Annotated in this window: 30 protein-coding genes and 2 tRNA genes; 6 read left to right on the forward strand and 26 right to left on the reverse strand. The window is 63.0% G+C overall.

Annotation, left to right across the window (positions count from 1 at the left end; genetic code table 11):
• Window position 1: 1 nt before the first annotated feature.
• A complete protein-coding gene (locus tag OU995_RS02375; RefSeq protein ID WP_267836154.1) occupies window positions 2-1,759 on the reverse strand; it encodes a branched-chain amino acid ABC transporter ATP-binding protein/permease in 1,758 nt (585 codons plus the stop codon).
• Window positions 1,760-1,838: 79 nt separating this feature from the next.
• Complete coding sequence (locus OU995_RS02380; protein ID WP_267833741.1) at window positions 1,839-2,876, reverse strand: branched-chain amino acid ABC transporter permease; 1,038 nt, start codon at window positions 2,874-2,876, stop codon at window positions 1,839-1,841.
• A 149-nt stretch (window positions 2,877-3,025) separates the two neighbouring features.
• Here OU995_RS02380 and OU995_RS02385 point away from each other — a divergent pair, with 149 nt between their 5' ends.
• Complete coding sequence (locus OU995_RS02385; protein ID WP_267833742.1) at window positions 3,026-3,787, forward strand: enoyl-CoA hydratase/isomerase family protein; 762 nt, start codon at window positions 3,026-3,028, stop codon at window positions 3,785-3,787.
• A gap of 36 nt (window positions 3,788-3,823) precedes the next feature.
• Here OU995_RS02385 and OU995_RS02390 read toward each other — a convergent pair whose 3' ends face one another.
• A complete protein-coding gene (locus OU995_RS02390; RefSeq protein WP_267833743.1) occupies window positions 3,824-4,345 on the reverse strand; it encodes a GAF domain-containing protein in 522 nt (173 codons plus the stop codon).
• Between the two features lie 595 nt (window positions 4,346-4,940).
• Here OU995_RS02390 and OU995_RS02395 point away from each other — a divergent pair.
• Entirely contained in the window at window positions 4,941-5,180 is a 240-nt protein-coding gene (locus OU995_RS02395; RefSeq protein WP_267833744.1) for a hypothetical protein, read from the forward strand.
• 63 nt (window positions 5,181-5,243) lie between these two features.
• Here the strand turns inward: OU995_RS02395 and OU995_RS02400 are convergent, their stop codons facing one another.
• Window positions 5,244-5,804 carry a thymidine kinase gene (locus tag OU995_RS02400; protein ID WP_267833745.1) on the reverse strand — a complete coding sequence of 187 codons (561 nt, stop codon included), beginning with the start codon at window positions 5,802-5,804 and terminating at the stop codon, window positions 5,244-5,246.
• Window positions 5,805-5,940: 136 nt separating this feature from the next.
• Here OU995_RS02400 and OU995_RS02405 point away from each other — a divergent pair, with 136 nt between their 5' ends.
• From OU995_RS02405 to selD, 4 genes are all read left to right on the forward strand, one after another.
• On the forward strand, window positions 5,941-6,192 hold the full coding sequence (locus OU995_RS02405) for a hypothetical protein (protein ID WP_267833747.1): 252 nt from the start codon (window positions 5,941-5,943) through the stop codon (window positions 6,190-6,192).
• A 209-nt stretch (window positions 6,193-6,401) separates the two neighbouring features.
• Window positions 6,402-7,466 (forward strand): ProQ/FINO family protein, encoded by a 1,065-nt coding sequence (locus OU995_RS02410; RefSeq protein ID WP_267833749.1) that lies wholly within the window; start codon window positions 6,402-6,404, stop codon window positions 7,464-7,466.
• 120 nt (window positions 7,467-7,586) lie between these two features.
• Entirely contained in the window at window positions 7,587-8,216 is a 630-nt protein-coding gene (locus OU995_RS02415) for a tRNA-uridine aminocarboxypropyltransferase (RefSeq protein ID WP_267833750.1), read from the forward strand.
• A 92-nt stretch (window positions 8,217-8,308) separates the two neighbouring features.
• The gene (selD, locus tag OU995_RS02420; RefSeq protein ID WP_267833751.1) at window positions 8,309-9,376 is read left to right on the forward strand and encodes a selenide, water dikinase SelD; all 1,068 of its coding nucleotides are present in this window, start codon (window positions 8,309-8,311) and stop codon (window positions 9,374-9,376) included.
• Between the two features lie 308 nt (window positions 9,377-9,684).
• Here the strand turns inward: selD and OU995_RS02425 are convergent.
• The 22 genes from OU995_RS02425 to OU995_RS02530 all read right to left on the reverse strand — a co-directional run bounded on the left by OU995_RS02425 (window position 9,685) and on the right by OU995_RS02530 (window position 22,345).
• Window positions 9,685-9,761, reverse strand: a tRNA-Met gene (locus OU995_RS02425).
• Between the two features lie 127 nt (window positions 9,762-9,888).
• A tRNA-Met gene (locus OU995_RS02430) sits at window positions 9,889-9,965 on the reverse strand.
• Between the two features lie 76 nt (window positions 9,966-10,041).
• Entirely contained in the window at window positions 10,042-11,961 is a 1,920-nt protein-coding gene (gene dsbD / locus OU995_RS02435; protein WP_267833752.1) for a protein-disulfide reductase DsbD, read from the reverse strand.
• A 178-nt stretch (window positions 11,962-12,139) separates the two neighbouring features.
• Window positions 12,140-12,529, reverse strand: a complete 390-nt coding sequence (rplQ, locus tag OU995_RS02440) for a 50S ribosomal protein L17 (RefSeq protein WP_058933620.1) — start codon at window positions 12,527-12,529, stop codon at window positions 12,140-12,142.
• A gap of 95 nt (window positions 12,530-12,624) precedes the next feature.
• Complete coding sequence (locus OU995_RS02445) at window positions 12,625-13,617, reverse strand: DNA-directed RNA polymerase subunit alpha (RefSeq protein WP_058933619.1); 993 nt, start codon at window positions 13,615-13,617, stop codon at window positions 12,625-12,627.
• A gap of 153 nt (window positions 13,618-13,770) precedes the next feature.
• Entirely contained in the window at window positions 13,771-14,394 is a 624-nt protein-coding gene (gene rpsD / locus OU995_RS02450; RefSeq protein ID WP_267833755.1) for a 30S ribosomal protein S4, read from the reverse strand.
• Window positions 14,395-14,655: 261 nt separating this feature from the next.
• Window positions 14,656-15,060 carry a 30S ribosomal protein S11 gene (gene rpsK, locus OU995_RS02455; RefSeq protein WP_056194196.1) on the reverse strand — a complete coding sequence of 135 codons (405 nt, stop codon included), beginning with the start codon at window positions 15,058-15,060 and terminating at the stop codon, window positions 14,656-14,658.
• A 25-nt stretch (window positions 15,061-15,085) separates the two neighbouring features.
• Window positions 15,086-15,451, reverse strand: a complete 366-nt coding sequence (gene rpsM / locus OU995_RS02460) for a 30S ribosomal protein S13 (protein WP_058933617.1) — start codon at window positions 15,449-15,451, stop codon at window positions 15,086-15,088.
• Window positions 15,452-15,484: 33 nt separating this feature from the next.
• The gene (rpmJ, locus tag OU995_RS02465; RefSeq protein ID WP_058933616.1) at window positions 15,485-15,598 is read right to left on the reverse strand and encodes a 50S ribosomal protein L36; all 114 of its coding nucleotides are present in this window, start codon (window positions 15,596-15,598) and stop codon (window positions 15,485-15,487) included.
• A 62-nt stretch (window positions 15,599-15,660) separates the two neighbouring features.
• On the reverse strand, window positions 15,661-15,879 hold the full coding sequence (infA, locus tag OU995_RS02470) for a translation initiation factor IF-1 (RefSeq protein ID WP_009855680.1): 219 nt from the start codon (window positions 15,877-15,879) through the stop codon (window positions 15,661-15,663).
• A 54-nt stretch (window positions 15,880-15,933) separates the two neighbouring features.
• A complete protein-coding gene (secY, locus tag OU995_RS02475) occupies window positions 15,934-17,244 on the reverse strand; it encodes a preprotein translocase subunit SecY (protein WP_267833772.1) in 1,311 nt (436 codons plus the stop codon).
• A 26-nt stretch (window positions 17,245-17,270) separates the two neighbouring features.
• Window positions 17,271-17,702, reverse strand: coding sequence for a 50S ribosomal protein L15 (gene rplO / locus OU995_RS02480; protein ID WP_267833775.1), 432 nt, complete (start codon window positions 17,700-17,702; stop codon window positions 17,271-17,273).
• Window positions 17,703-17,727: 25 nt separating this feature from the next.
• Entirely contained in the window at window positions 17,728-17,910 is a 183-nt protein-coding gene (gene rpmD, locus OU995_RS02485; RefSeq protein WP_058933613.1) for a 50S ribosomal protein L30, read from the reverse strand.
• 16 nt (window positions 17,911-17,926) lie between these two features.
• Window positions 17,927-18,445, reverse strand: coding sequence for a 30S ribosomal protein S5 (gene rpsE / locus OU995_RS02490; RefSeq protein ID WP_058933612.1), 519 nt, complete (start codon window positions 18,443-18,445; stop codon window positions 17,927-17,929).
• Window positions 18,446-18,463: 18 nt separating this feature from the next.
• Window positions 18,464-18,823 carry a 50S ribosomal protein L18 gene (rplR, locus tag OU995_RS02495; protein ID WP_058933611.1) on the reverse strand — a complete coding sequence of 120 codons (360 nt, stop codon included), beginning with the start codon at window positions 18,821-18,823 and terminating at the stop codon, window positions 18,464-18,466.
• An 11-nt stretch (window positions 18,824-18,834) separates the two neighbouring features.
• Window positions 18,835-19,368: a 50S ribosomal protein L6 gene (rplF, locus tag OU995_RS02500; RefSeq protein ID WP_267836155.1), complete on the reverse strand. Its 534-nt coding sequence runs from the start codon at window positions 19,366-19,368 to the stop codon at window positions 18,835-18,837.
• 19 nt (window positions 19,369-19,387) lie between these two features.
• Window positions 19,388-19,783: a 30S ribosomal protein S8 gene (rpsH, locus tag OU995_RS02505; protein WP_058933609.1), complete on the reverse strand. Its 396-nt coding sequence runs from the start codon at window positions 19,781-19,783 to the stop codon at window positions 19,388-19,390.
• A 23-nt stretch (window positions 19,784-19,806) separates the two neighbouring features.
• Complete coding sequence (gene rpsN / locus OU995_RS02510) at window positions 19,807-20,112, reverse strand: 30S ribosomal protein S14 (protein ID WP_058933608.1); 306 nt, start codon at window positions 20,110-20,112, stop codon at window positions 19,807-19,809.
• Window positions 20,113-20,120: 8 nt separating this feature from the next.
• A complete protein-coding gene (gene rplE / locus OU995_RS02515) occupies window positions 20,121-20,660 on the reverse strand; it encodes a 50S ribosomal protein L5 (protein WP_058933607.1) in 540 nt (179 codons plus the stop codon).
• 10 nt (window positions 20,661-20,670) lie between these two features.
• Complete coding sequence (gene rplX, locus OU995_RS02520) at window positions 20,671-20,988, reverse strand: 50S ribosomal protein L24 (RefSeq protein ID WP_267833780.1); 318 nt, start codon at window positions 20,986-20,988, stop codon at window positions 20,671-20,673.
• Between the two features lie 26 nt (window positions 20,989-21,014).
• Window positions 21,015-21,383, reverse strand: a complete 369-nt coding sequence (gene rplN, locus OU995_RS02525) for a 50S ribosomal protein L14 (protein ID WP_058933605.1) — start codon at window positions 21,381-21,383, stop codon at window positions 21,015-21,017.
• A gap of 452 nt (window positions 21,384-21,835) precedes the next feature.
• Entirely contained in the window at window positions 21,836-22,345 is a 510-nt protein-coding gene (locus OU995_RS02530; protein ID WP_267833781.1) for a peroxiredoxin, read from the reverse strand.
• Between the last annotated feature and the right edge of the window lie 78 nt (window positions 22,346-22,423).

The raw sequence follows: 22,423 nt of genomic DNA on the forward strand, positions 1-22,423 counted from the left end.
GTCAGTGCTCCGTGCCGAGATAAGCGGCGCGCACCGCCGGGCTGGCCTGCACCTCCTCCGGAGTGCCTTCCATCAGATGAGTGCCGAATTCCATCACCACGATGCGGTCGGTGAGGCCCATGACAAAGTCCATGTCGTGTTCCACCAGCAGGATGCTCAGCCCCTCCTGGCGCAGTTGCCGCAACACCTCAGCCAGCGCCTGCTTCTCCTTGAGGCGCAGGCCGGCGGCCGGCTCGTCCAGCAGCAGCAGCGTGGGGTCGCTGCACAGGGCTCGCGCAATCTCCATCAGCCGTTGCGGGCCGAGGGCCAGGTTGCCGGCCAGCTCATCCAGATGGTCCTGCATGCCGATGCGGCGCAGTTGCCGCTCCGCCTCTGCCAGCAGTTGGCGCTCCTCCGCCCGGTCCAGCCGCAGCATGGCCTTCAGCGTGCCGCTGCGACCGCGCAGGTAGCCACCAAGGGCGACGTTCTCCAGCACCGTCATGTCGGGAATCATCTTCACATGCTGGAAGGTGCGGGAGAGCCCCAGCCGCGCGATGCGCCGGGAAGGCCAACCGGTGATCGACGTGCCAGCAAATTCGATGGTGCCTGCGGATGCGGACAGCACCCCGGAAATCAGGTTGAAGGTGGTGGACTTGCCGGCGCCGTTGGGACCGATCAGGCCCATGATGTCGCCGGCCCGCAGGGTGAAGCTCACGTCATTCACCGCCACCAGCCCGCCAAACTGCTTGCGCAGCCGCTCCACGCGCAGCAGTGGCCTGCCGCGTTCCGGACGGGGACGGCTCGGCAACGGGGGGGCGCCCTGCCAGTCGCGACGGCGCCGTGCGTCGGGCCACAGGCGCGCCGTCAGCAGACGGGCAGCGGGCCACAGGCCCCTGGGCGCGTACTTGAGCATCAGCACCAGCACCACACCCAGCACGATGACTTCGAAGTTGCCATTGCTGCCCAGCAACCGCGGCAGCAGTTCCTTGAGCTGATCCTCGATCACCTTGAACACGCCCGCCCCCACAAAGGCGCCCCAGACGCTGGACACTCCGCCCACCACGGCCATGAACAGGTATTCGATGCCCATGCGCAATCCGAAGGGGCTGGGATTCACCGTGCGCTGCACATGGGCAAAGAGCCAGCCGGACACCGAGGCCAGCAATGCAGCGAGCAGGAAGACGATGACCTTGTACCGAAAGGTGGACACGCCCATGGCCTCTGCCATGACGGTCGCGCCGCCCAGCGCGCGGATGGCCCGGCCCGGCCGCGAATCGAGCAGATGGTGCACCGCCAGCGCCCCCAGCAGGGCGCACACCCAGATCACGTAATAGATCGAGCGGCCATCGGCCAGGCTGATGCCGAAGAACGCCAGCGCTGGCACACCCAGGATGCCGTCGTACTTGCCCAGCAGTTCGAGGTTGGCAATGGTGTAGTTGAGGCTCAAGGCCCAGGCGATGGTGGCCAGCGGCAGATAGTGGCCGGACATGCGCAGGGTGATCCAGCCCAGCACCAGCGCCACCATCAGCGTGATCATCAGCCCCGCGAAGAGCCCGAGCCAGGGCGAGACGCCGTAGCGGCTGCTGAGCAAGGCGGTGGTGTAGGCGCCCAGCCCCACAAAGGCGGCCTGGCCGAACGAGGTGAGGCCGGCCACGCCGGTCAGCAGCACCAGACCCAGGACCACCAGGGCAAACATGCCAATGTAGTTGGCCTGAGTGATCCAGAACTCCGGTACCGGAAGCAGCGGCAGCGCCGCGATCAGCAGGGCGGCGGCGCACATGCAGGCGCGGCTGGCCCACGGCGTGGTGGGGACGGTCACGGGGGGCCGTGGGCTGTTCATGGGCATCGCTCCGTGCCGATCAATGTTCTTCATGATGCGGATCACGCCAGCTGCGCCACAACAGCACCGGCAGGATGGTGGTGAAGACAATGACCTCCTTGAAAGCGCTGGCCCAGAAGGAACTGAAGGATTCGATCAGCCCCACGGCCAGCGCCCCGATCGCCGCACCGGGATAACTGGCGAGCCCGGCAAACACTGCGGCGACGAAGCCCTTCAGGCCGATGAGGAAGCCGCTGTCGTAGAAGATGGTGGTGGTGGGGCTGATCAGCAGCCCCGAGAGTGCGCCGATGAAGGCGGCCAGGGTGAAGGACAGGCGGCCGGCCGAGGCGCTGGAGATGCCCATCAGCCGCGCGCCAAGACGATTCACCGCTGTGGCCCGCAAGGCCTTGCCCTGCAGACTCTTCTCGAAGAACAGCCAGAGCGCCAGGATCAGCGCGCCCGAGGCACCAATGATGATCATGGCCTGGCCGGAGAGGATCAGCGGGCCGGCCGACAGCGTGGTCTCCCAGAAGCTCGGGTTGCGCGAGCCTTCAGCGCCAAAGAACACCAGACCCAGCCCGGTCAGCGCGAAATGCACCCCCACTGAGACAATCAACAGCACAAGCACCGACGCATCCGCCAATGACTGATAGGCCAGTCGATACAGCAGGCCGCCCATCGGCGTGACGATGGCCAGGGTGAGCAGCACCTGCGCCAGCAGCGGCAACTGCATCGGCGCCAGCCACAACGCGGCCAGGCCAATGAGCAGCGGTGGCAGCGCACGCAACAGCGGTGCGCGCAGGCGACCTCCCACCGGAGCACCACTACGCACCACCGCCACCAGGTCCAGCACCGTGGCCAGCGCAGTCAGCGCGAGCAGGAAATGGATGGTCAGCGGCGTGCGCCCCAACTGAAGGCCGGCCAGCGTGAGCGCACCGAAGGCGACGAATTCACCCTGGGGAATGAAGATGACGCGGGTGACCGCGAAGACCAGGACCAGCGCCAGTGCCAGCAGCGCATAGATGGCGCCGTTGGTGAGCCCGTCCAACATGAGGATGCCCGCAATCGTCCCGTCCACCTTGTCTCCTGTGGGGGTTGAGTGACTGTTATGTTTTGGCCGACTCTAACGACAATCGTTCGGCCCTCCCGTCAGTGGATGCCGCATTGACAATCGCTGCCCGGGTCGGCCGACCGGTCGGTTGATCCATCGCCGCTAGACTGCATCACATGGCTCAAGACACCCCCCCCTCGCTGGAGATCCACGGCCCCGTCGCGTGCATCACCCTTCAGCGGCCGAAGGTCGCCAACCGCCTCGAACTGGACGACCTGCAAGCCTTGCAGGCCCATCTGGCGGTGGTGAATGCGGATGCGTCGGTGCGGGTGCTGCTGCTGCAGGCGCAGGGGCGGCACTTCTGCAGCGGCTTTCACATCGATGCCATGCCCGGTGTGGATGCTGGCGCGCTGTTTGAGGCGTTGACCGATGCCTGGGAGAACGCCCGCCCGGTGACCGTGGCGGCGATCCAGGGCGGGGTGTATGGGGGCGCGACGGATCTGGCGCTGGCCTGCGACTTCCGGCTGGGGGTCGCCGCGTGCGAGATGTTTGTCCCGGCGGCCCGGCTGGGGCTGCACTTCTATCGGGGCGGCATGGAGCGGTATGTGCAACGGCTGGGCCTTGCCACCGCCAAGCGCCTGCTGCTGGCCTGCGAGACCTTTGATGCTCAGGCCATGCGCGACATCGGCTTTCTTGACCAGTTGCTGGAGGATGGCAATGCGCTGCAGCGCGCGGCGGACGCGTTATGCCATCAAGTGGCCGCCCTCGCCCCGCTGGCCGTGGCGGGCATGAAGCGGCATCTCAATGCCATTGCGCACGGGCAGTTGGATCGTGAAGCGCTGCAGGCCGACATCGAGCGATGTCAGGCGTCCGAGGATCTGGCCGAAGGGGTCGCGGCCTGGCAGGCGAAACGCACGCCGGTGTTTGTGGGGCGCTGACGTCGGCTGGACCTCGCCCCGCGCAGGCCCAGGCGCTCAGACCGTTTCGAGCTCGTGCTTGAGGTTGTGCAGGCGCAGGCAGGCTTTGGCGGTCGCGCGCCGCAGATCCAGCTCTTCACGCAGCGTCCAGGCACGCGGAACCTCCCGCTGTCCCAGCGCCAGCACACCAACCGTGCGCCCATTGATCTGCCCGCCCATGTCCAGCATGGCGCGCCAGGTTGGGGGCGTCAGGCCCTGCAGACGCTCGTCCAGCAGCGCGTCCTCACAACGAATGACACCGTCGCGCAGCAAGGTGTCGAAATAGCCGGGGAAGGCCTGCTGATCACAGACCGGCTTTTGATGGCTGGGGCCATCCGCTTCAAAGCTGCCCAAGCTGCGCAGCCGATAGCGGCCCGGCACGCCATCCAGCAGCCACAGGCTGGCATGTGAGCAGGTGAAGTGATGGCACAAGGCTTCACTGATCTGACTGGCGTAGGTGGCGAGACCGGCTCGGCCTTCCCAATCCAAGGTCTGCGCTGCTGTCCGCATGGCGGAGAACAACGCCTCTATCTTGTCCATTCAATGCGCTCGCTTCCCTATGTGACGCGGAGACTTCCGCCAACCGCCTCCGCCATGGACTTTCGCCAAGGTGCGGACGGCAGTTCTTGCGCTGATCGTTGCGGAGTCCTTGCGTGGACATGGAAAGCGCTCACAGAGAGCGAAATGCATGCCAAAGCTGCGCCTTGACTGGTGGGCGCCCCGAACGACTTCTTTTTGACTGCTGGTGACTGCTGCAGAGCTGACCGGTGTAAACCGGCGCAGCCGGGATTCTAGGTAGTTTCCCTAGATCACGCAGGAGCGTTACAACAATGTTCGCCAAGCCACATTTATGGGCGCCTCAGTGGCCGGGATGCGCCCAAATGCACCGCGCTGGTGTGCACAGCGACCTTAAATGGAGGGCATTAGCGATGGCCCGATACGGGCAGGGTCCCGGATGTAGGAAAATACAGCTTTTGCCGCTTGCCTTCAGGGAGGCTTGGACGTAACCGTGGGCTGTTCCCGCAAAGAACATTTCAACATCGGTACGGTATCAAAGATGCCAGCGGGGTCAAGACACCCGCAGGTTCATCGGTGGCGGCAACAGGCAATTCACCCATTCAACATCAGGAACAGCGTGGCCAAGGAAACGACCAAGACGACCATCGAAGCTGATGGTTTGCGCTATCGCTCTAAAGCTCCCGGTTCGCCGTTCGCGGCAACCTCCTCGTTTGGCGCGGCAACCATGTCGTGCTTCCTCTGCGGCAAGCATCGTCCTCGCGCGCTGCTGAAGTCGCGCAAGCTGCTGGGCAAGTCCCAGCCGGTGTGCGCTCCTTCCTGCAAGGAGCTGGAAGAGCAACTTTCAACCAAGAAGTAAGTCCCGGCTGACTCGTCAGCCTGGAAGGGATGCTGCGGGCCTGGCCCGCAGCGCCTGGTCTGCTCAGGCCGCGCGGAAGCAGCGGCCACAGACCGAGCGGTAACGGGAGTTGCCGCCGATCTCCACCTGCGCCCCTTCGGTCTGTTTACGGCCGGATGCATCGACGCGCATGTTCATGGTGGCCTTGCGACCGCAGTCGCAAATCGTCTTCATCTCATCCATTTCATCCGCCAGCCCCAGCAGCGCTGCCGAGCCGGTGAAGAGTTCCCCCTGGAAATCGGTCCTCAGGCCGTAGCAGATCACCGGGATGTGCTTCAGGTGAGCAATTTCGTGCAGGGCCCACACCTGGTCCTTGGTGAGAAACTGGGCTTCATCGATCAGCACGCAGGCAATCTTGGGCGTGCTGGCCAGCAACTGGCGGAAATCCGTTTCCCGGCCAAAGACCTCGGTAGGCCGCTGCGGCCCGAGGCGGGAGGTCACTTTGCCCTGCCCATACCGGTCGTCCACGGCAGCGGTAAAGATGCGCACCGTGTGGCCGCGCTCCTCATAGTTGTGTGCCACCTGCAGGAGCGCGGTGGACTTGCCCGCATTCATTGCGGCGTACCGAAAAAACAATTTGGCCATTGAGTGCGATTGTCGGCCCATTTCCGACCGTTCGTCGGCTGGCCGCTGTTGTGGCCCCACACCCCCGGGCAAGCGATGTAGCGGCGCGTCATAAGCGCCACCTACTATGGTCTGGCGAGGGAATCCAGGAGCCTGCATGCACAACGTGCAGGCGCCGTCTGAAAGCGTCAAGCAAAGCGAGACCATGAGCAAAGACACCTGCACCGCCGTTCGGGAAGACGGCCTGCGCTATGCCTCCAAGTTGGGGGGATCGCCTTTCCAGGGAAGCGGACAGACACGCTCCTGCTTCAAATGTGGCCGGCACCGTCCGTCCAGCAGCCTGCAATCGAAACGCATCCTGGGCCGGACCGAATTGATCTGCAAACCGGCCTGCGAACCCAAAACCTGAATCGGCGCGCTGTGCAGCGCCTGCTTTGACCGGACCCTGCGGTTTTAGCGTCATTTCAAGGGTGTTTGAAGCCGGTCCACGGGTCCCGTCGTCCGGTCAAAGTCCATCCGTGTCATGGCCTGAGATGCATTTGTGATTTGCCACGCCTGTGCGGCTATGGGCACAATCCCGCTTTTACCCGGATGGCCGGCCTGCGCGCCGCACGATTCATGTCTTCCAGCACCCAGCCGACCTCGGCGCAACCCGGCGATGCCGCTTCCTCGACTCCGGAAACGGCGACCGAGCGCCTGACGCCTTTGGCTCCTTCGGCGGATGCGTCCATGGCCACGCCCATGGACACAGCAGCGCCCGCAGCGTCGTCCGACCCCGTCGCCCTTTCAGAAAACGCTACCGAGGCCTCGTCGCAGCGCGATGCCGCACAGGCGCAAGGCGATCACGCCGAAAGCGCAGAGAGCCCAGAGATCCCAGAGATCCCCGAGAGCGACGATGAAGCCGGGCAGGTTTCGCCCCCCGAGTCCGGTGGCAAATCCGGCGGCAAATCCGGCAGCAAAGCCAGCGGTGAGGGTGGGCGTGTGGATGTGCCCGCCGTGGCCGCCGCACTGAAGGAACTGTTCCCGGCGCTGTTCAGCGGCCAGGCGAAGCCGGTCAAGCTGCGCATCCAGGCCGACATTCAACAGCGCGCGCCCGGCAAGTTCAGCAAGCAGCAGTTGTCGGCGTTCCTGCGCCGCTACACCGGTGGCACCGGTTATCTGATCGGGCTCACCAAGGCCAAGCAGCGCTTTGACCTGGATGGCCAACCGGCAGGAGAGATCACGGACGAGCATCGTCAGGCCGCTCAGGAAGAACTGACCCGCCGTCGCGGCATCACCGAAACGCGCCGTGCGGACGAAGAACGTGGCCGTCAGGAACGTGCCCAGTTGCTGCGCGACTTTTCCCGCACCACACTGACTCCGGCAAACTTCTGCGCACTCAAGGGACTGACGCAGGAACAACTGGACGCTCAACTGGCCCTGGCCCGCGAAGAAGCGACCCAGCAGCCGGTACGGGACGAACGTCCTCCGCGCGGCGATGACCGTCGGCCCCAGGGCCACGGCCGGCCCGACGGTGGCCGGGGCGGTGAGCGTCGCGGCGATCGGCCCCATGGTGGCGGTGGCGGTGCCGGGCGCGGGGGTGAACGCCGTGCCGACGGTGCCCCCAGGCCTGCGCGTGCGGACGGGCAGGCTCGCCCTGAAGGCGGTCGGCGGCCTCCGCGACGCAACAACAATGGGGCTTGAACGGGTTTTCAACGGCTGATCGAGGGGGATCTTCAAGATCTCCATCCGCCACACCCTCTGACGATCCCCATGGCTGCGACCGGCGCAGAAACCCACACCGTCAGCGGCGCATGCGAAAGCATGGCGCCGCTTTCTACTTCACGACAGCGGTGCGGTGTCTGCGCGCGCCCGCTGGCAGGATGCTGGTGTGCCTGCGTGAGGCGGGTCAGCAATCGGGTGCAGGTGCTGATCCTTCAGCATCCTGATGAGGTCCATCAGGCGAAAAACACGGCGGCGTTGCTGCATCGCTGCCTGGACCGCGCCCATCTGCAGGTGGGTGAGACCTTCGACGTGCCGAGCAGTATGGGCGCAATGGTGCTGCTCTATCCGGACACGTCGGGTGATGCGCATCTGCCGACGGCGCGACTGTGGACATCATCGAACAACGCCGCTGGCGTGTTGACGCTGGTGGTGCTGGATGCCACCTGGCGCAAGAGTCGGCGGATGCTCTACAACAACCCTTGGCTGGCCACCCTGCCCCGCTTCAGCCTGGAGGCCCCACCGCAGTCGCGCTACGCCATCCGCCGCGCGAATGGCAAGGACCAGCGCAGTACGCTGGAAGCCACCGCTTTGGCGCTCACCCTGCTCGAAGGCGACAGCCATCGATATCAGCCGCTGTGGCAAGCCATGGAGGCGTTTGTAGAACTGCAGCAGCGCCTTGCGCGCGAGGGCTGCGCCCGACGTGGCGCTCGGGAATCCACAAGCGGGTAAGCTGACGGCTGACCTTGAACCATTGGGGTTGCGTCTCCCTGACGCAATCGGCCCCTTGGTGCCTTGAATGGTTGAATTCCCCGGAGATATCGATGAGCACCACCCCTGCCGCACAAGAACCTCGACTGACCTCGCTCTCGCATGGGGGCGGCTGCGGCTGCAAGATCGCACCGGGCGTGCTGTCGGAGATTCTTCGCGGCACCTCCGGCCTGCCGCTGCCGCCCGAATTGCTGGTCGGTATCGAGACCTCGGACGATGCTGCGGTCTACAGGCTCAATGACGAGCTGGCACTGGTCGCCACCACCGACTTCTTCATGCCGATCGTGGACGACCCGCATGATTTCGGCCGCATTGCGGCCACCAATGCCATCAGCGACGTGTACGCCATGGGCGGGCGGCCGATCATGGCGCTGGCCCTGGTCGGCATGCCGATTTCCGTCTTGAGCACAACCACCATCGGCCGCATCCTGGAAGGTGGCGCGTCGATCTGCCGGCAGGCGGGGATTCCCATTGCGGGCGGCCACACCATCGACTCCGTGGAACCGATCTATGGGCTGGTTGCATTGGGGCTGGTGCATCCCGACCGTGTGCGCCGCAATGCCGATGCGAAGCCGGGTGATGTGCTGGTGCTGGGCAAGGCACTGGGCGTTGGGGTGATGTCGGCGGCGTTGAAGAAGGGGCAACTGAATGAGCAGCTCTATCAACGCATGATGGCCACCACCACGCAGCTCAACACCCCGGGGCCGGATCTGGCGGCGATCCACGGTGTGCATGCCATCACCGACGTGACCGGCTTTGGCTTGGCCGGCCATGCGCTGGAGATGGCACGCGGCTCACGCTGCCAGGTGCAGATCGACTGGTCGGCCGTACCTCTGCTGGAGGGAGTGCCAGCGCTTGCGCGCGAGGGGTTTGTGACCGGCGCATCGGGACGCAATTGGGCGGCCTATGGGCAGGACGTGGAGCTCTCCACTGCACTGCCTCCCGAAGCGCAGGCACTGCTGAGCGATCCGCAGACCAGCGGCGGGCTGCTGGTGTCCTGCACGCCCGAGGCGTTGGATGCCGTGATGCAGACCTTTGCCAACCATGGCTTCGACGCCGCCGCCGTTGTGGGCCGGGTCCGTGAGCCGGCCCTGCAAGGGCGGCCGTTGCACGTGGCTTGATGGCGCGAAGGCCGTTGCATCTGGCGCGACGGGGCGAAGGCCACAGCATCTGGCTCGACGGGGCGGTCACGCGGGCCGCGATCGAATGGCCTCCACGCGACCCACTGCCCCGCTACATCGATCTGCAGCATCGCGCGTCGCCGGGCTCAACAATGGATTGAGCCCAGTGCGCGTGTTGAGCGCACTGTGGGTGTTGGAGGCATTGAGCGCATCGCCCCCGCGTGATGCACTCCAGGCGCATCCATGTGAATCAATGCGCATCAAACGAAAAAGCCGCTCCGACTTGAATCGGAACGGCTTTTTGACCTTGGTTGCGGGGGCAGGATTTGAACCTACGACCTTTGGGTTATGAGCCCAACGAGCTACCAGACTGCTCCACCCCGCGACTGTTTTGTCGCCATCGATATTGCGCTGCATGGTGCCCTATGGATGCTGTCTATAGCATCCAGTGAGGCCACCACTACAGCACCCACCGATGCTGTTGATGCGTTCACGTGAACGACATCGAATTCTGGTTGCGGGGGCAGGATTTGAACCTACGACCTTTGGGTTATGAGCCCAACGAGCTACCAGACTGCTCCACCCCGCGACTGAGAAAGAGAGTCTAGCACGATTATCGAGTTGGGGGCCAGCTCATTGCCAAATCGTGCTGCATTGTGCGAGGGTCAGCGAATGCCGGCTTCCTGCAAGGACTGAAGAAATCGTTCGGCCTTCTGGAATCCGATCACCCGAACCTGCGTTTGCTCCTGGCCGGCGGCGTCGAAGAAGATGGTGCCGGGCGGCCCGAAGAGGTGGAATCGCTTCAGCAGCTCCCGGTCCTGTTCTGAATTGGCAGTGACATCCGCCTTGAGCAGCAGCACACCGGCCAGCTTGGCGCGAACCTGCGGATCGGTGAACGTGTAGCGCTCCATTTCCTTGCAGGACACACACCAGTCCGCATAGAAGTCCAGCATCACCGGCTTGCCAGCGGTGCGCAGGGCTTCATCCAGATCCGCCACGCTGCCAATCTTTTTGAAGCTCACTTCATCTGCCGCCGAACCTGCCCCGATCGGCGTGGCCGCAGCCGATGTCGCTCCCAGCGCCAAGCCCGCCAAGGGCTTGAGCGGATCGGTCCCGCCCGCCGCGACGCCCACAAACTGCGCCAGCCCAAACACGGCAGCGGCCACGGCCACGCTCTTGCGCAACCAGGTGCGCGGCGCATGCGGCTCGGTGGCATGGAAGAGCCCCAACAGGCCCGCAAGACCGATCAGCAAGGCGCCCCAGAGCCATTGAGCGATCACATGCGGCAGGACCGGCTGGACGATCCACAGCGCCACGCCCAGCAGCAGCAGGCCGAAGAAGTATTTGACCGAGTCCATCCAGGCGCCGGCGCGCGGCAACAAGGCCCCCGCCGACAGGCCCACCAGCAGCAACGGCACACTCATGCCACAGGCCAACGCGTACAAGGCGCCGCCGCCCAGCACCACATTGCCGGTCTGCCCGATGTAGACCAGCAAGGTGGCCAGCGGTGCAGCCACACAGGGGCTGACGATGAGCGCCGACAGCGCCCCCATGGTGAAGACACTGGCATACCGCCCGCCAGGCAGGCGCTGCGTGACGCCGGACACCCCGCTGGTGAAGCGGGTGGGCAGCTGCAGCTCATAGACACCGAACATGGACAGCGACAGCACCACCAGCAGCAGGCCAAATACAGCCAGCACCCAGGGCTTCTGCAGGTAAGCAGCCAGGCCACCACCGATCAGTGCCGCCGCAACCCCCAGCGCGGTGTAGACCAGCGCCATGCCCTGCGAATACGACAGCGCCAGCAGGAAGCCCCGCGTGCGGGAGACCTGCGTCCCCTGCCCCACGATGATGGACGACAAGATCGGCACCATGGGCAGTACACAAGGCGTGAAGGACATCAGCACGCCCAGCAGGAAAGCTGCCGCCAGCGCCGTCCACAGCTGCCCGGATTCCAGCAGACGCTTCAATCCGCTGCCATCGGCCAGATCCAGGGCGCTGGAGGTCGTCAGACCGGCTTGTGGCGTTGCGACGCTACCCTCACGGCCGGCACCACTGTCCGCTGCAGGCGCCGATGCGACCGCGTTGGCCAGACCGAAGCCGCTCATCGCATTCTTGGCGGCTGAGATCTTCACCGCCCCATCGCCGCCAAAGCCTCGCAGGCCCAGCATCACGTCGCTGGACAACGGTGGATAGCACAGACCCTTGTCCGCACACCCCTGCCCGGTGAGCACCAGATGCATCGGTACCGCCGCGAGCGACTGCACCGGCACGTCCAGCGTGAGGTGGTCGCGATAGGTCTCGACCTCCTTGTTGAAAGTTTCGTCGAACTTGCGCTTGGGCGTCGGCCATTGGATGGTTCCGAGCGTGGCCCCCTCCGCTTCCAGCTTGAACTGGTCCCGATACATGTAATAGCCCGGCGCGATGTCAAAGCGCAGACGGAACTGGCGATCGCCCACGAGCTCGACACTGACCTTGAAGGCTTGTTCAGGATCCAGGAAATCGTCGGCGTGAGCGGCCTGCAGGAACCCCAATGCCAAGAGCAGCAGGCACAGGATCCGACGGATCAACAGGAATACATTCATGGGGACGGGGGCGGCATCCGCAACAGGCGGCTGGCCTTGAGGGGGAGAGGAAACCGCAAGCTTAGCGCGACGGCGTTCACAGGCCGGTCGTCAGGGTGACGGCTGTGCGCTGGCGGAAAAAGAAAAAGGCCAGCAGAGGCTGGCCTTTTGTGTGCGCGGAGTCGGGCGCGGCGACTGCTTATTCAGCAGCGGCTTCGCCTTCGGTCGCTTCCGGACGATCCACCAGCTCGACGTACGCCATGGGGGCGTTGTCGCCGACACGGAAGCCCATCTTCAGGATGCGGGTGTAGCCGCCCGGACGGGTGGCGAAACGCGGGCCCAGTTCATTAAACAGCTTGCTGACGATGTCCCGGTCACGCAGGCGGTTGAACGCCAGACGGCGGTTGGCCAGCGTGGGTTCCTTGGCCAGGGTGATCAGCGGCTCAACGACGCGACGCAGTTCCTTGGCCTTGGGCAAGGTGGTCTTGATCGCTTCGTGTTGCAGCAGGGACACTGCCATGTTGCGGAGCATCGCGGCGCGGTGCTCGCTGGTACGGTTCAGCTTACGGAGGCCGTTACGGTGGCGCATGGTGCTTTCCTTTCCTTCAGTTATTGCCGGCAGCCGGATCAGGTACTGCCGGGGGCACCGGGCGGGACCAAAAGGCCCTCACCCTCTTTCAAAAATCAACGCTTGTCGAGACCTTGGGGCGGCCAGTTCTCGAGACGCGAGCCCAGGGTCAGGCCGCGCGAAGCGAGCACTTCCTTGATCTCGTTGAGCGACTTGCGACCCAGGTTCGGGGTCTTCAGCAGCTCGGTCTCGGTACGCTGGATCAGGTCACCGATGTAATAGATGTTTTCGGCCTTCAGGCAGTTGGCCGAACGCACGGTCAGTTCGAGCTCGTCAACCGGACGCAGCAGGATCGGATCGAAGCTGCTCGAACGGGCGGCAGGCGCCTGGTCGAACGCGTCCACCAGATCGGTGCCTTGCAGCTGGGCGAAGACCGCCAGCTGTTCGACCAGGATCTTGGCAGAAGCGCGGATGGCTTCTTCCGGGGAGATCGCACCATTGGTTTCGATCTCCATGACCAGCTTGTCCAGGTCGGTACGCTGTTCCACACGGGCGTTTTCGACGGCGTAGCTGACGCGCTTCACCGGGGAGAACGAAGCGTCGAGCACGATACGGCCGATGGCCTTCGTGGGCTCGTCGCCATAACGGCGCATGTTGCCGGGCACATAGCCGCGGCCCTTCTCGACCTTGATCTGCATGTCCAGCTTGCCGCCTTGCGACAGGTGGGCGATGACATGCTCAGGGTTGATGATCTCGACGTCGTGCGGGGTCTGGATGTCGGCAGCGGTCACAGGACCTTCGCCTTCCTTGCGCAGGACCAGAGTCACTTCTTCGCGGTTGTGCAGGCGGAACACGACGCCCTTGAGGTTCAGCATGATGTGAACCACGTCTTCCTGCACGCCGTCGATGGCGGAGTACTCGTGCAGCACGCCCGCGATCGTCACTTCCGTCGGCGCATAACCCACCATCGAAGACAGCAGCACACGACGCAGGGCGTTGCCCAGCGTGTGGCCATAGCCGCGTTCAAACGGCTCGAGGATCACCTTGGCGCGATGACCGCCCAGGGGCTCCACAGTGATGGATTTGGGTTTGAGCAGATTCGTTTGCATGAGGTCTTTCTTTCAATACCCTCGGTTCGTTACACCGATAAGGCTGAGGGACCAACCGGACCCGCCCCTCAACGGGCGGGCAAAGTCCGGACGAGGAAACGCCAAGCGGCCCCTACAGAACAATGTCTGGGCCGCTTGGCAGGCACGAAAGAATTAACGCGAGTACAACTCAACGATCAGCGATTCGTTGATCTCGGCGCCGAACTCGTCGCGATCCGGCGTCTTCTTGAACACGCCTTCCATCTTCGACACGTCCACGGCCACCCAGGCCGGCAGACCGATCGATTCGGCCAGCTTCAGGCTGTCCACGATACGCAGCTGCTTCTTGGCCTTTTCGCGCACGGCGACGACGTCACCGGCCTTGACCAGGTAGGAAGCGATGTTCACGATTTCACCGTTCACGGTGATGCCCTTGTGCGACACGAGCTGACGTGCTTCAGCGCGGGTCGAACCAAAGCCCATGCGGTACACGACGTTGTCCAGGCGGGACTCCAGCAGCACCAGCAGGTTCACGCCGGTCGAGCCCTTGCGGCGCTCGGCTTCGGCGAAGTAGCGACGGAACTGACGCTCCAGCACGCCGTACATGCGCTTGACCTTCTGCTTTTCGCGCAGTTGCAGACCGAAGTCCGAGGTGCGCTGGCCAGAAGTGCGGCCATGCTGACCGGGCTTGCTGTCGAACTTGGCCTTGTCGCTGATGGCGCGGCGGGCGCTCTTCAGGAACAGGTCGGTGCCTTCACGGCGGGAGAGTTTGGCCTTGGGGCCGAGATAACGTGCCACTTTGCGTGTCCTTCATCAATCTGACGCGGTTCGACCTCACCTGGCGGATGACTCCGCTGGGTCAGGCGCGCACTGCGCGAGTCTGGCCAACTGTTGTTCTGGGCTCAGACGGTGGGCTTCATGCTGAAGTGGCCCGCTGGCTACAGCGCGCCACTTCAGCAAAACGGCCGGCTGGTGCAGTACACCAGCCGGCAGCATCGGAAAAGAGTCCGAAATTATGGCACCAAACACAGTGGTCTGGTGCACCTCAGAGCAACAGCCTTAGATGCGGCGGCGCTTCTGAGGACGGCAGCCGTTGTGCGGCACCGGGGTCACGTCCGAGATCGAGTTGATCCGGATGCCCAGGGCAGCCAGCGCGCGAACCGACGACTCACGACCCGGGCCAGGGCCCTTGATCTTCACGTCCAGGTTCTTGATGCCTTGTTCTTGAGCAGCGCGGCCCGCCACTTCAGCGGCCACCTGGGCTGCGAAGGGGGTGGACTTGCGGGAGCCCTTGAAGCCCTGGCCGCCCGACGAGGCCCAGGACAGCGCACCACCCTGACGATCCGTGATCGTGATGATGGTGTTGTTGAAAGAAGCGTGAACGTGGGCGATGCCGTCGGCAACGTTCTTCCGAACCTTCTTGCGAACGCGCTGGGCAGCCGAGTTATTGGGTGCTTTTGCCATGGTGAGCTTTCTTCAGTTGCCGCGATTACTTCTTGCCAGTAGCCGCCGACTTGCGCGGACCCTTGCGGGTACGGGCATTCGTGCGGGTACGCTGACCGCGCACCGGCAGGCCACGGCGATGGCGGAAGCCACGATAGCAACCCAGGTCCATCAGACGCTTGATGTTGATGGACATCTCGCGACGCAGGTCGCCTTCAATGGTCATGCGGCCCACTTCCTCACGGATCTTTTCCAGATCGGAGTCAGTCAGGTCCTTGACCTTCTTGTCAAACGGAATGCCGCAAGTGGTGCAGATCTTCTGCGCGGTCGTACGGCCAATGCCGTAGATCGAGGTCAGACCGATCTCCGTGTGCTTGTGCGGCGGAATGTTGATACCAGCAATACGTGCCATTTGCGTCCTCTAATTCGCTTGCGGTGTTGCCAATCAGCCTTGACGCTGCTTGTGGCGCGGATCGGTACAGATCACACGCACCACGCCATTGCGACGGATGATCTTGCAATTGCGGCACATCTTCTTGACGGATGCCGAAACTTTCATGGTCTGCTCCTTGACCTAACTTTTCGCTCAATCAGCGTTGATCCGGGGGGTTGCTGTAAAGCTCACTTCGCCCGGAACACGATGCGAGCACGACTCAAATCGTACGGTGTCAATTCCACGGTCACCTTGTCACCAGGAAGGATGCGGATGTAGTGCATGCGCATCTTTCCGGAGATGTGACCGAGAACGACATGACCGTTCTCCAACTTGACGCGAAAGGTTGCATTGGGGAGGTTTTCAAGAATCTCACCCTGCATTTGAATGACGTCGTCTTTCGCCATACCTTCGAAACTTGCTGGATAGGGTCGTGTTGTTTATTTCTGCGGCTCAGCGGCTCAGTTGGCTTTGAAACTTGCCTTCTTGAGCAGCGACTCGTACTGCTGGCTCATCACGTAGGACTGGACCTGGGCCCAGAAATCCATCGTGACGACCACGATGATCAGCAGCGAGGTACCACCAAAATAGAACGGTACGTTGTATTTCAGGGTCAGGAACTCAGGCAGCAAGCACACGCCGGTGATGTACACCGCACCTGCCAGCGTCAGCCGGGACAGGATCTTGTCAATGTGCCGAGCCGTCTGGTCACCTGGACGGATACCGGGGATGAACGCGCCGCTCTTCTTCAGGTTGTCTGCGGTCTCACGGCTGTTGAACACCAGGGCCGTGTAGAAGAAGCAGAAGAAGACGATCGCAGCGGAGTACAGCATCACGTAGATGGGACGGCCAGGACGAAGTTCGTCCGAGATGTCCTTCAACCAGCGCATGCTGTCACCCGTCGCAAACCAGCTGACCAGGGTGGTGGGCAGCAGGATGATCGACGACGCGAAGATCGGCGGAATCACGCCAGACATGTTCAGCTTCAGGGGCAGGTGCGAGCTGGTCCCGCCATACACCTTGTTCCCCACCTGGCGCTTCGCGTAATTGACCAGAATCTTGCGCTGGCCACGTTCCACGAAAACAACCAGAAAGGTCACTGCGGCGATGATGGCGATCACGATGAGGCACGAGAAGATGCTCATCGAACCGGTACGCACCAGCTCCAGCAGACCCCCGACCGCTCCTGGCAGACCTGCAGCGATACCGCCGAAGATCAGGATGGAGATGCCGTTGCCCAGACCGCGCTCGGTGATCTGCTCACCCAGCCACATCAGGAACATCGTGCCGGCCACCAGGCTGGTCACGGTGGTGAGACGGAAGCCGAAGCCCGGGCTCAACACCAGACCCTGGGAGCTCTCCAGAGCGAACGCGATGCTCAGGCTCTGGAAGATCGCCAGGCCGAGCGTCCCGTAGCGGGTGTACTGCGTGATCTTGCGGCGGCCAGCCTCACCTTCCTTCTTCAGCGCTTCCAGGCTCGGCACCACATACGTCATCAACTGCATGACGATGGAGGCTGAGATGTAGGGCATGATGCCCAGCGCGAAGACGGTAAAGCGCGACAGCGCACCGCCCGAGAACATGTTGAACAGGCTCAGGATCCCGCCCTGCTGACCCTTGAACAGCTGCTGCAGCTGGGTGGGGTCGATACCGGGCACCGGGATATGCGCCCCGATGCGGTAGACGACCAACGCCAGCAACAGGAACACGAGCCGGCGACGCAGGTCACCGAACTTGCCGCTCTTGGCCAACTGGGATGCGTTGCTTGCCACTGTTGCCTAGTCCTGTTTGACGCCGATCAAGCGACGGTACCGCCGGCAGCCTCAATGGCCGCCTTGGCACCTGCAGTCGCGCCGATGCCCTTGAGGGACACCTTGCGGCTGATCTCGCCCGACTTGATGACCTTGACCGTCTTGGCCAGTTCCGACACCAGGCCCACGGCCTTCAGCGTCAGGAGGTCGATCTCTTCGGAGGTCAGCGCCTGCAGTTCCGACAGCGTCACTTCAGCGTTGTAGGGACGAGCCAGGGACTTGAAACCACGCTTGGGCAGGCGACGTTGCAGCGGCATTTGACCGCCTTCGAAGCCGACCTTGTGGAAGCCACCAGCACGCGACTTCTGACCCTTGTGACCACGGCCAGCGGTCTTGCCCAGACCGGAGCCGATGCCACGGCCCACGCGACGCTTGGCGTGCTTGGCGCCGGCGGCAGGCTTGATGGTATTGAGTTGCATCTTCTTTCCTCGATTCGCGCGGCGCTTACAGCACCTGCACGAGGTAGGCGATCTTGTTGATCATGCCGCGCACTGCGGGCGTGTCTTCCAGCGTGCGAGTGCTGTTGAGCTTGCGAAGGCCCAGGCCAGTCACGGTAGCACGGTGGGAGGCACGGCAACCGATAGGGCTGCGAACCAGCTTGACCGTCAGAGTTTTCTTGTCAGACATCTCGATCTCCCGGCGATCAGTTGAAGATTTCTTCAACTGTCTTGCCGCGCTTGGCCGCCACTTCGGCGGGCGTGGAGCAGCGCTTGAGCGCGTCCAGCGTGGCACGAACCATGTTGTACGGGTTGGTCGAACCGTGGCTCTTGGTCACGATGTCGGTCACGCCCATCACTTCGAACACAGCGCGCATCGGGCCGCCGGCGATCACGCCGGTACCAGCAGGAGCCGGAGCCATGATCACGTGTGCTGCACCGTGCTCACCCACCACGTTGTGCTGGATGGTGCCGTTGCGCAGTTGCACCTTGATCATGTTGCGACGAGCAGACTCCATCGCCTTTTGCACGGCCACGGGCACTTCCTTGGCCTTGCCCTTGCCCATACCGATACGACCGTCGCCGTCGCCGACCACCGTCAGTGCTGCGAAGGACAGCGTGCGGCCGCCCTTCACCACCTTGGTGACGCGGTTCACCGCAATCATCTTTTCCTTCAGGCCGTCGTCATTGCCTTCGGTCTGAGCGCGGGGTTGAAACTTTGCCATTTCCTAATCCTTTGTGCGTCAGAACTGCAGGCCAGCCTCGCGAGCGGCTTCTGCCAGGGCCTTGACTCGGCCGTGGTAGGCGAAACCAGCGCGATCGAACGCAACCTTCTCGACGCCAGCAGCCTTCGCCTTTTCGGCGATCCGCTTGCCAATCAGCGTCGCGGCGGCCACATTGCCACCCTTGCCGGCGAGTTGGGCGCGAACGTCCTTCTCGGCGGTCGAGGCGCTGGCCAGCACGCGCTGACCGTCTTCGGAGATGACCGAAGCGTAGATGTGCAGGTTCGAGCGGAAGACCGTCAGACGGGCCACGCGCTGCAGCGCAATGCGAGCACGCGTTTGACGCGAACGACGCAGGCGTTGTTCCTTCTTGTTCAGCATGGCGCGGCTCCTTACTTCTTCTTGGTCTCTTTGAGAGAGACCTTTTCGTCGGCGTAACGGATGCCCTTGCCCTTGTAAGGCTCCGGCGGACGGATGGCGCGCACTTCAGCTGCCAGCTGGCCGACCACTTGGCGATCCGCGCCCTTGATCAAGATTTCGGTCTGGGTCGGGCATTCCACCTTGATGCCGGCGGGCATGTCCTTCACAACCGGGTGCGAGAAGCCGATCTGCAGGTTCAGCTTTTGGCCCTGGGCCTGGGCACGGAAGCCCACACCAACCAGGTTCAGCTTCTTTTCGAAGCCCTTGCTGACACCGTTGACCATGTTGGCCAGCAAGGCGCGCATCGTGCCGCTCATCGCATCGGCTTCCGCCGAGTCGTTGGTCGGAACGAAGGTCAGCTTGCCGCCTTCGAGCTTCACCGTGACCAGAGGGTTCACGGCTACGAACAGGGTACCTTGCGGGCCCTTGACGCTGATCTTGTCAGCGGCGATCGTCACTTCCACGCCTTGCGGGACGACGACCGGCATTTTTCCAACGCGGGACATTGTCTGTCTCTCCTTGCGCTTAGGCGACGTAGCAAAGCACTTCGCCGCCGACACCGGCTTGACGTGCCTTGCGGTCAGTCATCACACCCTTGGGAGTGGTGACGATCGCCACGCCCAGGCCATTCATGACCTGGGGAATATCGTGACGGCCCTTGTAGATGCGCAGGCCAGGACGGCTCACGCGCTCGATGCGCTCGATCACCGGGCGACCGGCGTAATACTTCAGCGCAATTTCGAGCTCGGGGCGGGCGGCATCGCCACGCACCGCGAAATCGTCGATATAGCCTTCATCCTTCAGGACCTTGGCGATCGCGACCTTCAGCTTGGACGAAGGCATCACGACGCTGGCCTTCTCAACGCTTTGGGCGTTGCGAATGCGGGTCAGCATATCGGCGATAGGATCACTCATGCTCATACGAAATCTCCTAAACCTGCCGATTACCAGCTGGCCTTGACGACACCGGGGATGTCGCCCTTGAAGGCCAGCTCACGAATCTTGTTACGAGCCAGCCCGAACTTGCGGAAGGTGCCACGGGGGCGACCAGTCAGTTCGCAGCGGTTACGCTGGCGGGTGGGGTTGGCGTTGCGAGGCAGCTTCTGGAGCTCCAGGCGGGCGAGGTAGCGCTCTTCATCCGACTTCTTGCTGTCGTTGATGATGGCCTTCAGTTCCTCGTACTTCTTGGCGTACTTGGCGACCAGTTGGGCGCGCTTCAGCTCACGTTGCTTGATCGAGAGTTTTGCCACAAGTCACCTCAGTTCTTGAACGGGAACTTGAACGCAGCCAGCAGAGCCTTGGCTTCGTCGTCCGTCTTGGCGGTCGTCGTGATGCTGATGTTCAGACCACGCAGAGCATCCACCTTGTCGTATTCGATTTCGGGGAAGATGATCTGTTCTTTGACGCCGATGTTGTAGTTGCCACGGCCATCGAACGAGCGACCGGAGATACCACGGAAGTCGCGAACGCGCGGCAGAGCCACGGTCACGAAACGGTCCAGGAATTCGTACATCTGGGCACCACGCAGGGTGACCATGCAGCCGATGGGCACGCCGTCACGGATCTTGAAGCCAGCGATGGCCTTCTTCGACTTGGTGACCACGGGCTTCTGTCCGGCGATCTTGGTCAGGTCGCCAACGGCGTGATCCATGACCTTCTTGTCGGCAACAGCCTCGCTCACGCCCATGTTCAGGGTGATCTTGGTGATGCGCGGCACTTCCATCACGGACTTGTACCCGAACTTCTCGGTCAGGCTGGGCACGACCTTTTCGCGATAAAACGCTTGCAAACGAGCCATGTCTAACCTCTTAAGCCTTGATCTCTTCGCCGGTCGACTTGAACACGCGCACCCGCTTGCCATCGGCGCCGAGCTTGATGCCCACGCGATCGGCCTTGCCGGCTGCGGCGTTGAAGATCGCCACGTTGGATTGGTGGATGGGCATGGCCTTGTCGACGATGCCACCAGTCGTGCCCTTCAGGGGGTTGGGCTTGACATGCTTCTTGACGATGTTGATGCCGTCGACCACCACGTGGTCGGCATCGACGCGCAGCGTCACGGTGCCGCGCTTACCCTTGTCGCGGCCGGTCAGAACGATGACCTCGTCGCCTTTGCGGATCTTGTTCATTGGCAATACCTTTGTCTGTGCGAGGCTTAGAGCACCTCAGGCGCCAGCGACACGATCTTCATGAAACGCTCGGTACGCAGTTCACGCGTGACCGGGCCGAAGATACGGGTGCCGATGGGCTCCAGCTTGGCGTTCAGCAGCACGGCGGCATTGCCGTCGAACTTGACCAGGGAGCCGTCTTGACGGCGCACGCCCTTGGCCGTGCGAACCACCACCGCGTTATAGACCTCGCCCTTTTTGACGCGGCCGCGCGGAGCAGCTTCCTTGATGCTGACCTTGATGATGTCGCCAATATGGGCATAACGGCGCTTGGAACCACCCAGCACCTTGATGCACATGACGGACTTGGCGCCAGTGTTGTCCGCGACGTCGAGTCGCGATTGCATTTGGATCATGTCTGTCCCCAACTTTTCCCGTTCAGGCAACTGCGACCATCGCAGCCATCCAGAGCGGTCAGTCTTGGGCCCGTAAGCCATTCACCTGTCGCTTGATGCCGCGACCCGCGCCTGGCCTGCTTGGGCAAGAAACCGAGAACCGAAGTAAATGCCGCATTCACCAGTGTTGGAGGAGCCCCAAGACGGGACCCTGACTGACAAATGCCGCACTGTGGATTGACCTCATCCGCTTGTACGGTTAACCAGCCCGGTTCGGCCAGCGCCCCTGCACCCACAAATGAAATCGCACTTCGGCGAAGCAGCGGATTATGCCTGGGGCATTCTCCGCCTGTCAACCAAGGGCTTCGCACCGATCTCGGTGCGCACCCCGGGCTGTTGGATGGATCGTGAATTACTGCAGCGAATGAACGCTGCAAGAGCTCTCACGACCCGGATGGGCACCAGGGCAACAATTACAGCGCCTTGGCCTGCGCCAACAGCGTGGCCGCATCACTCACTTCGAACTTGCCCGGCGCCTCGATGTTCAAGGTCTTCACCACGCCGTCCTTGACCAGCATGGAGTAGCGCTGCGAACGCAGGCCCATGCCGCGCGCGGCCAGGTCCAGCGTCAGCCCGGTGGCCTGGGTAAAGGTGGCACTGCCATCGGCCATCATGCGAACCTTGCCCGCAGTCTTCTGGTCACGGCCCCAGGCGCCCATGACAAAGGCGTCGTTGACCGACACGCACCAGATCTCATCCACGCCGGCAGCCTTGAAATCGCCCGCCGCAGCGACGTAACCCGGCACATGCTGCGCCGAGCATGTCGGGGTGAAGGCGCCCGGCAGGGCGAAGATGGCAATGGTCTTGCCGGAGCTCAGCTTCTGGATATCGAAGCTGTTGGGACCCAGGGAGCAGCCCTCGCCCTCGACTTCGATGAATTCCTGCAGGCTGCCTGCGGGCAGATGGTCGCCAACTTTCAACATGGTTCTCTCCTTGATGGATGCCCGCGCATCATGCCCGCCCTGGAAAGAACGGGCCGGATCGGGGCCATAAAAGAAAAA

Source organism: Roseateles sp. SL47 (genome assembly GCF_026625885.1).
GTDB lineage: Bacteria > Pseudomonadota > Gammaproteobacteria > Burkholderiales > Burkholderiaceae_C > Roseateles.

Bases quoted from the DNA above. Each gene is read 5' to 3' on its own strand.
- OU995_RS02375 (WP_267836154.1), bottom strand. From the start codon at position 1,759: ATGTGCGCCGCCGCCCTGCTGATCGCGGCGCTGCCGCTGCTTCCGGTA.
- OU995_RS02385 (WP_267833742.1), top strand. From the start codon at position 3,026: ATGGCTCAAGACACCCCCCCCTCGCTGGAGATCCACGGCCCCGTCGCG.
- OU995_RS02390 (WP_267833743.1), bottom strand. From the start codon at position 4,345: ATGGACAAGATAGAGGCGTTGTTCTCCGCCATGCGGACAGCAGCGCAG.
- OU995_RS02400 (WP_267833745.1), bottom strand. From the start codon at position 5,804: ATGGCCAAATTGTTTTTTCGGTACGCCGCAATGAATGCGGGCAAGTCC.
- OU995_RS02405 (WP_267833747.1), top strand. From the start codon at position 5,941: ATGCACAACGTGCAGGCGCCGTCTGAAAGCGTCAAGCAAAGCGAGACC.
- OU995_RS02410 (WP_267833749.1), top strand. From the start codon at position 6,402: ATGTCTTCCAGCACCCAGCCGACCTCGGCGCAACCCGGCGATGCCGCT.
- OU995_RS02415 (WP_267833750.1), top strand. From the start codon at position 7,587: ATGGCGCCGCTTTCTACTTCACGACAGCGGTGCGGTGTCTGCGCGCGC.
- selD (WP_267833751.1), top strand. From the start codon at position 8,309: ATGAGCACCACCCCTGCCGCACAAGAACCTCGACTGACCTCGCTCTCG.
- dsbD (WP_267833752.1), bottom strand. From the start codon at position 11,961: ATGAATGTATTCCTGTTGATCCGTCGGATCCTGTGCCTGCTGCTCTTG.
- rplQ (WP_058933620.1), bottom strand. From the start codon at position 12,529: ATGCGCCACCGTAACGGCCTCCGTAAGCTGAACCGTACCAGCGAGCAC.
- OU995_RS02445 (WP_058933619.1), bottom strand. From the start codon at position 13,617: ATGCAAACGAATCTGCTCAAACCCAAATCCATCACTGTGGAGCCCCTG.
- rpsK (WP_056194196.1), bottom strand. From the start codon at position 15,060: ATGGCAAAAGCACCCAATAACTCGGCTGCCCAGCGCGTTCGCAAGAAG.
- rpsM (WP_058933617.1), bottom strand. From the start codon at position 15,451: ATGGCACGTATTGCTGGTATCAACATTCCGCCGCACAAGCACACGGAG.
- rpmJ (WP_058933616.1), bottom strand. From the start codon at position 15,598: ATGAAAGTTTCGGCATCCGTCAAGAAGATGTGCCGCAATTGCAAGATC.
- infA (WP_009855680.1), bottom strand. From the start codon at position 15,879: ATGGCGAAAGACGACGTCATTCAAATGCAGGGTGAGATTCTTGAAAAC.
- rplO (WP_267833775.1), bottom strand. From the start codon at position 17,702: ATGCAACTCAATACCATCAAGCCTGCCGCCGGCGCCAAGCACGCCAAG.
- rpmD (WP_058933613.1), bottom strand. From the start codon at position 17,910: ATGTCTGACAAGAAAACTCTGACGGTCAAGCTGGTTCGCAGCCCTATC.
- rpsE (WP_058933612.1), bottom strand. From the start codon at position 18,445: ATGGCAAAGTTTCAACCCCGCGCTCAGACCGAAGGCAATGACGACGGC.
- rplR (WP_058933611.1), bottom strand. From the start codon at position 18,823: ATGCTGAACAAGAAGGAACAACGCCTGCGTCGTTCGCGTCAAACGCGT.
- rplF (WP_267836155.1), bottom strand. From the start codon at position 19,368: ATGTCCCGCGTTGGAAAAATGCCGGTCGTCGTCCCGCAAGGCGTGGAA.
- rpsH (WP_058933609.1), bottom strand. From the start codon at position 19,783: ATGAGCATGAGTGATCCTATCGCCGATATGCTGACCCGCATTCGCAAC.
- rplE (WP_058933607.1), bottom strand. From the start codon at position 20,660: ATGGCTCGTTTGCAAGCGTTTTATCGCGAAAAGGTCGTGCCCAGCCTG.
- rplX (WP_267833780.1), bottom strand. From the start codon at position 20,988: ATGAACAAGATCCGCAAAGGCGACGAGGTCATCGTTCTGACCGGCCGC.
- rplN (WP_058933605.1), bottom strand. From the start codon at position 21,383: ATGATCCAAATGCAATCGCGACTCGACGTCGCGGACAACACTGGCGCC.
- OU995_RS02530 (WP_267833781.1), bottom strand. From the start codon at position 22,345: ATGTTGAAAGTTGGCGACCATCTGCCCGCAGGCAGCCTGCAGGAATTC.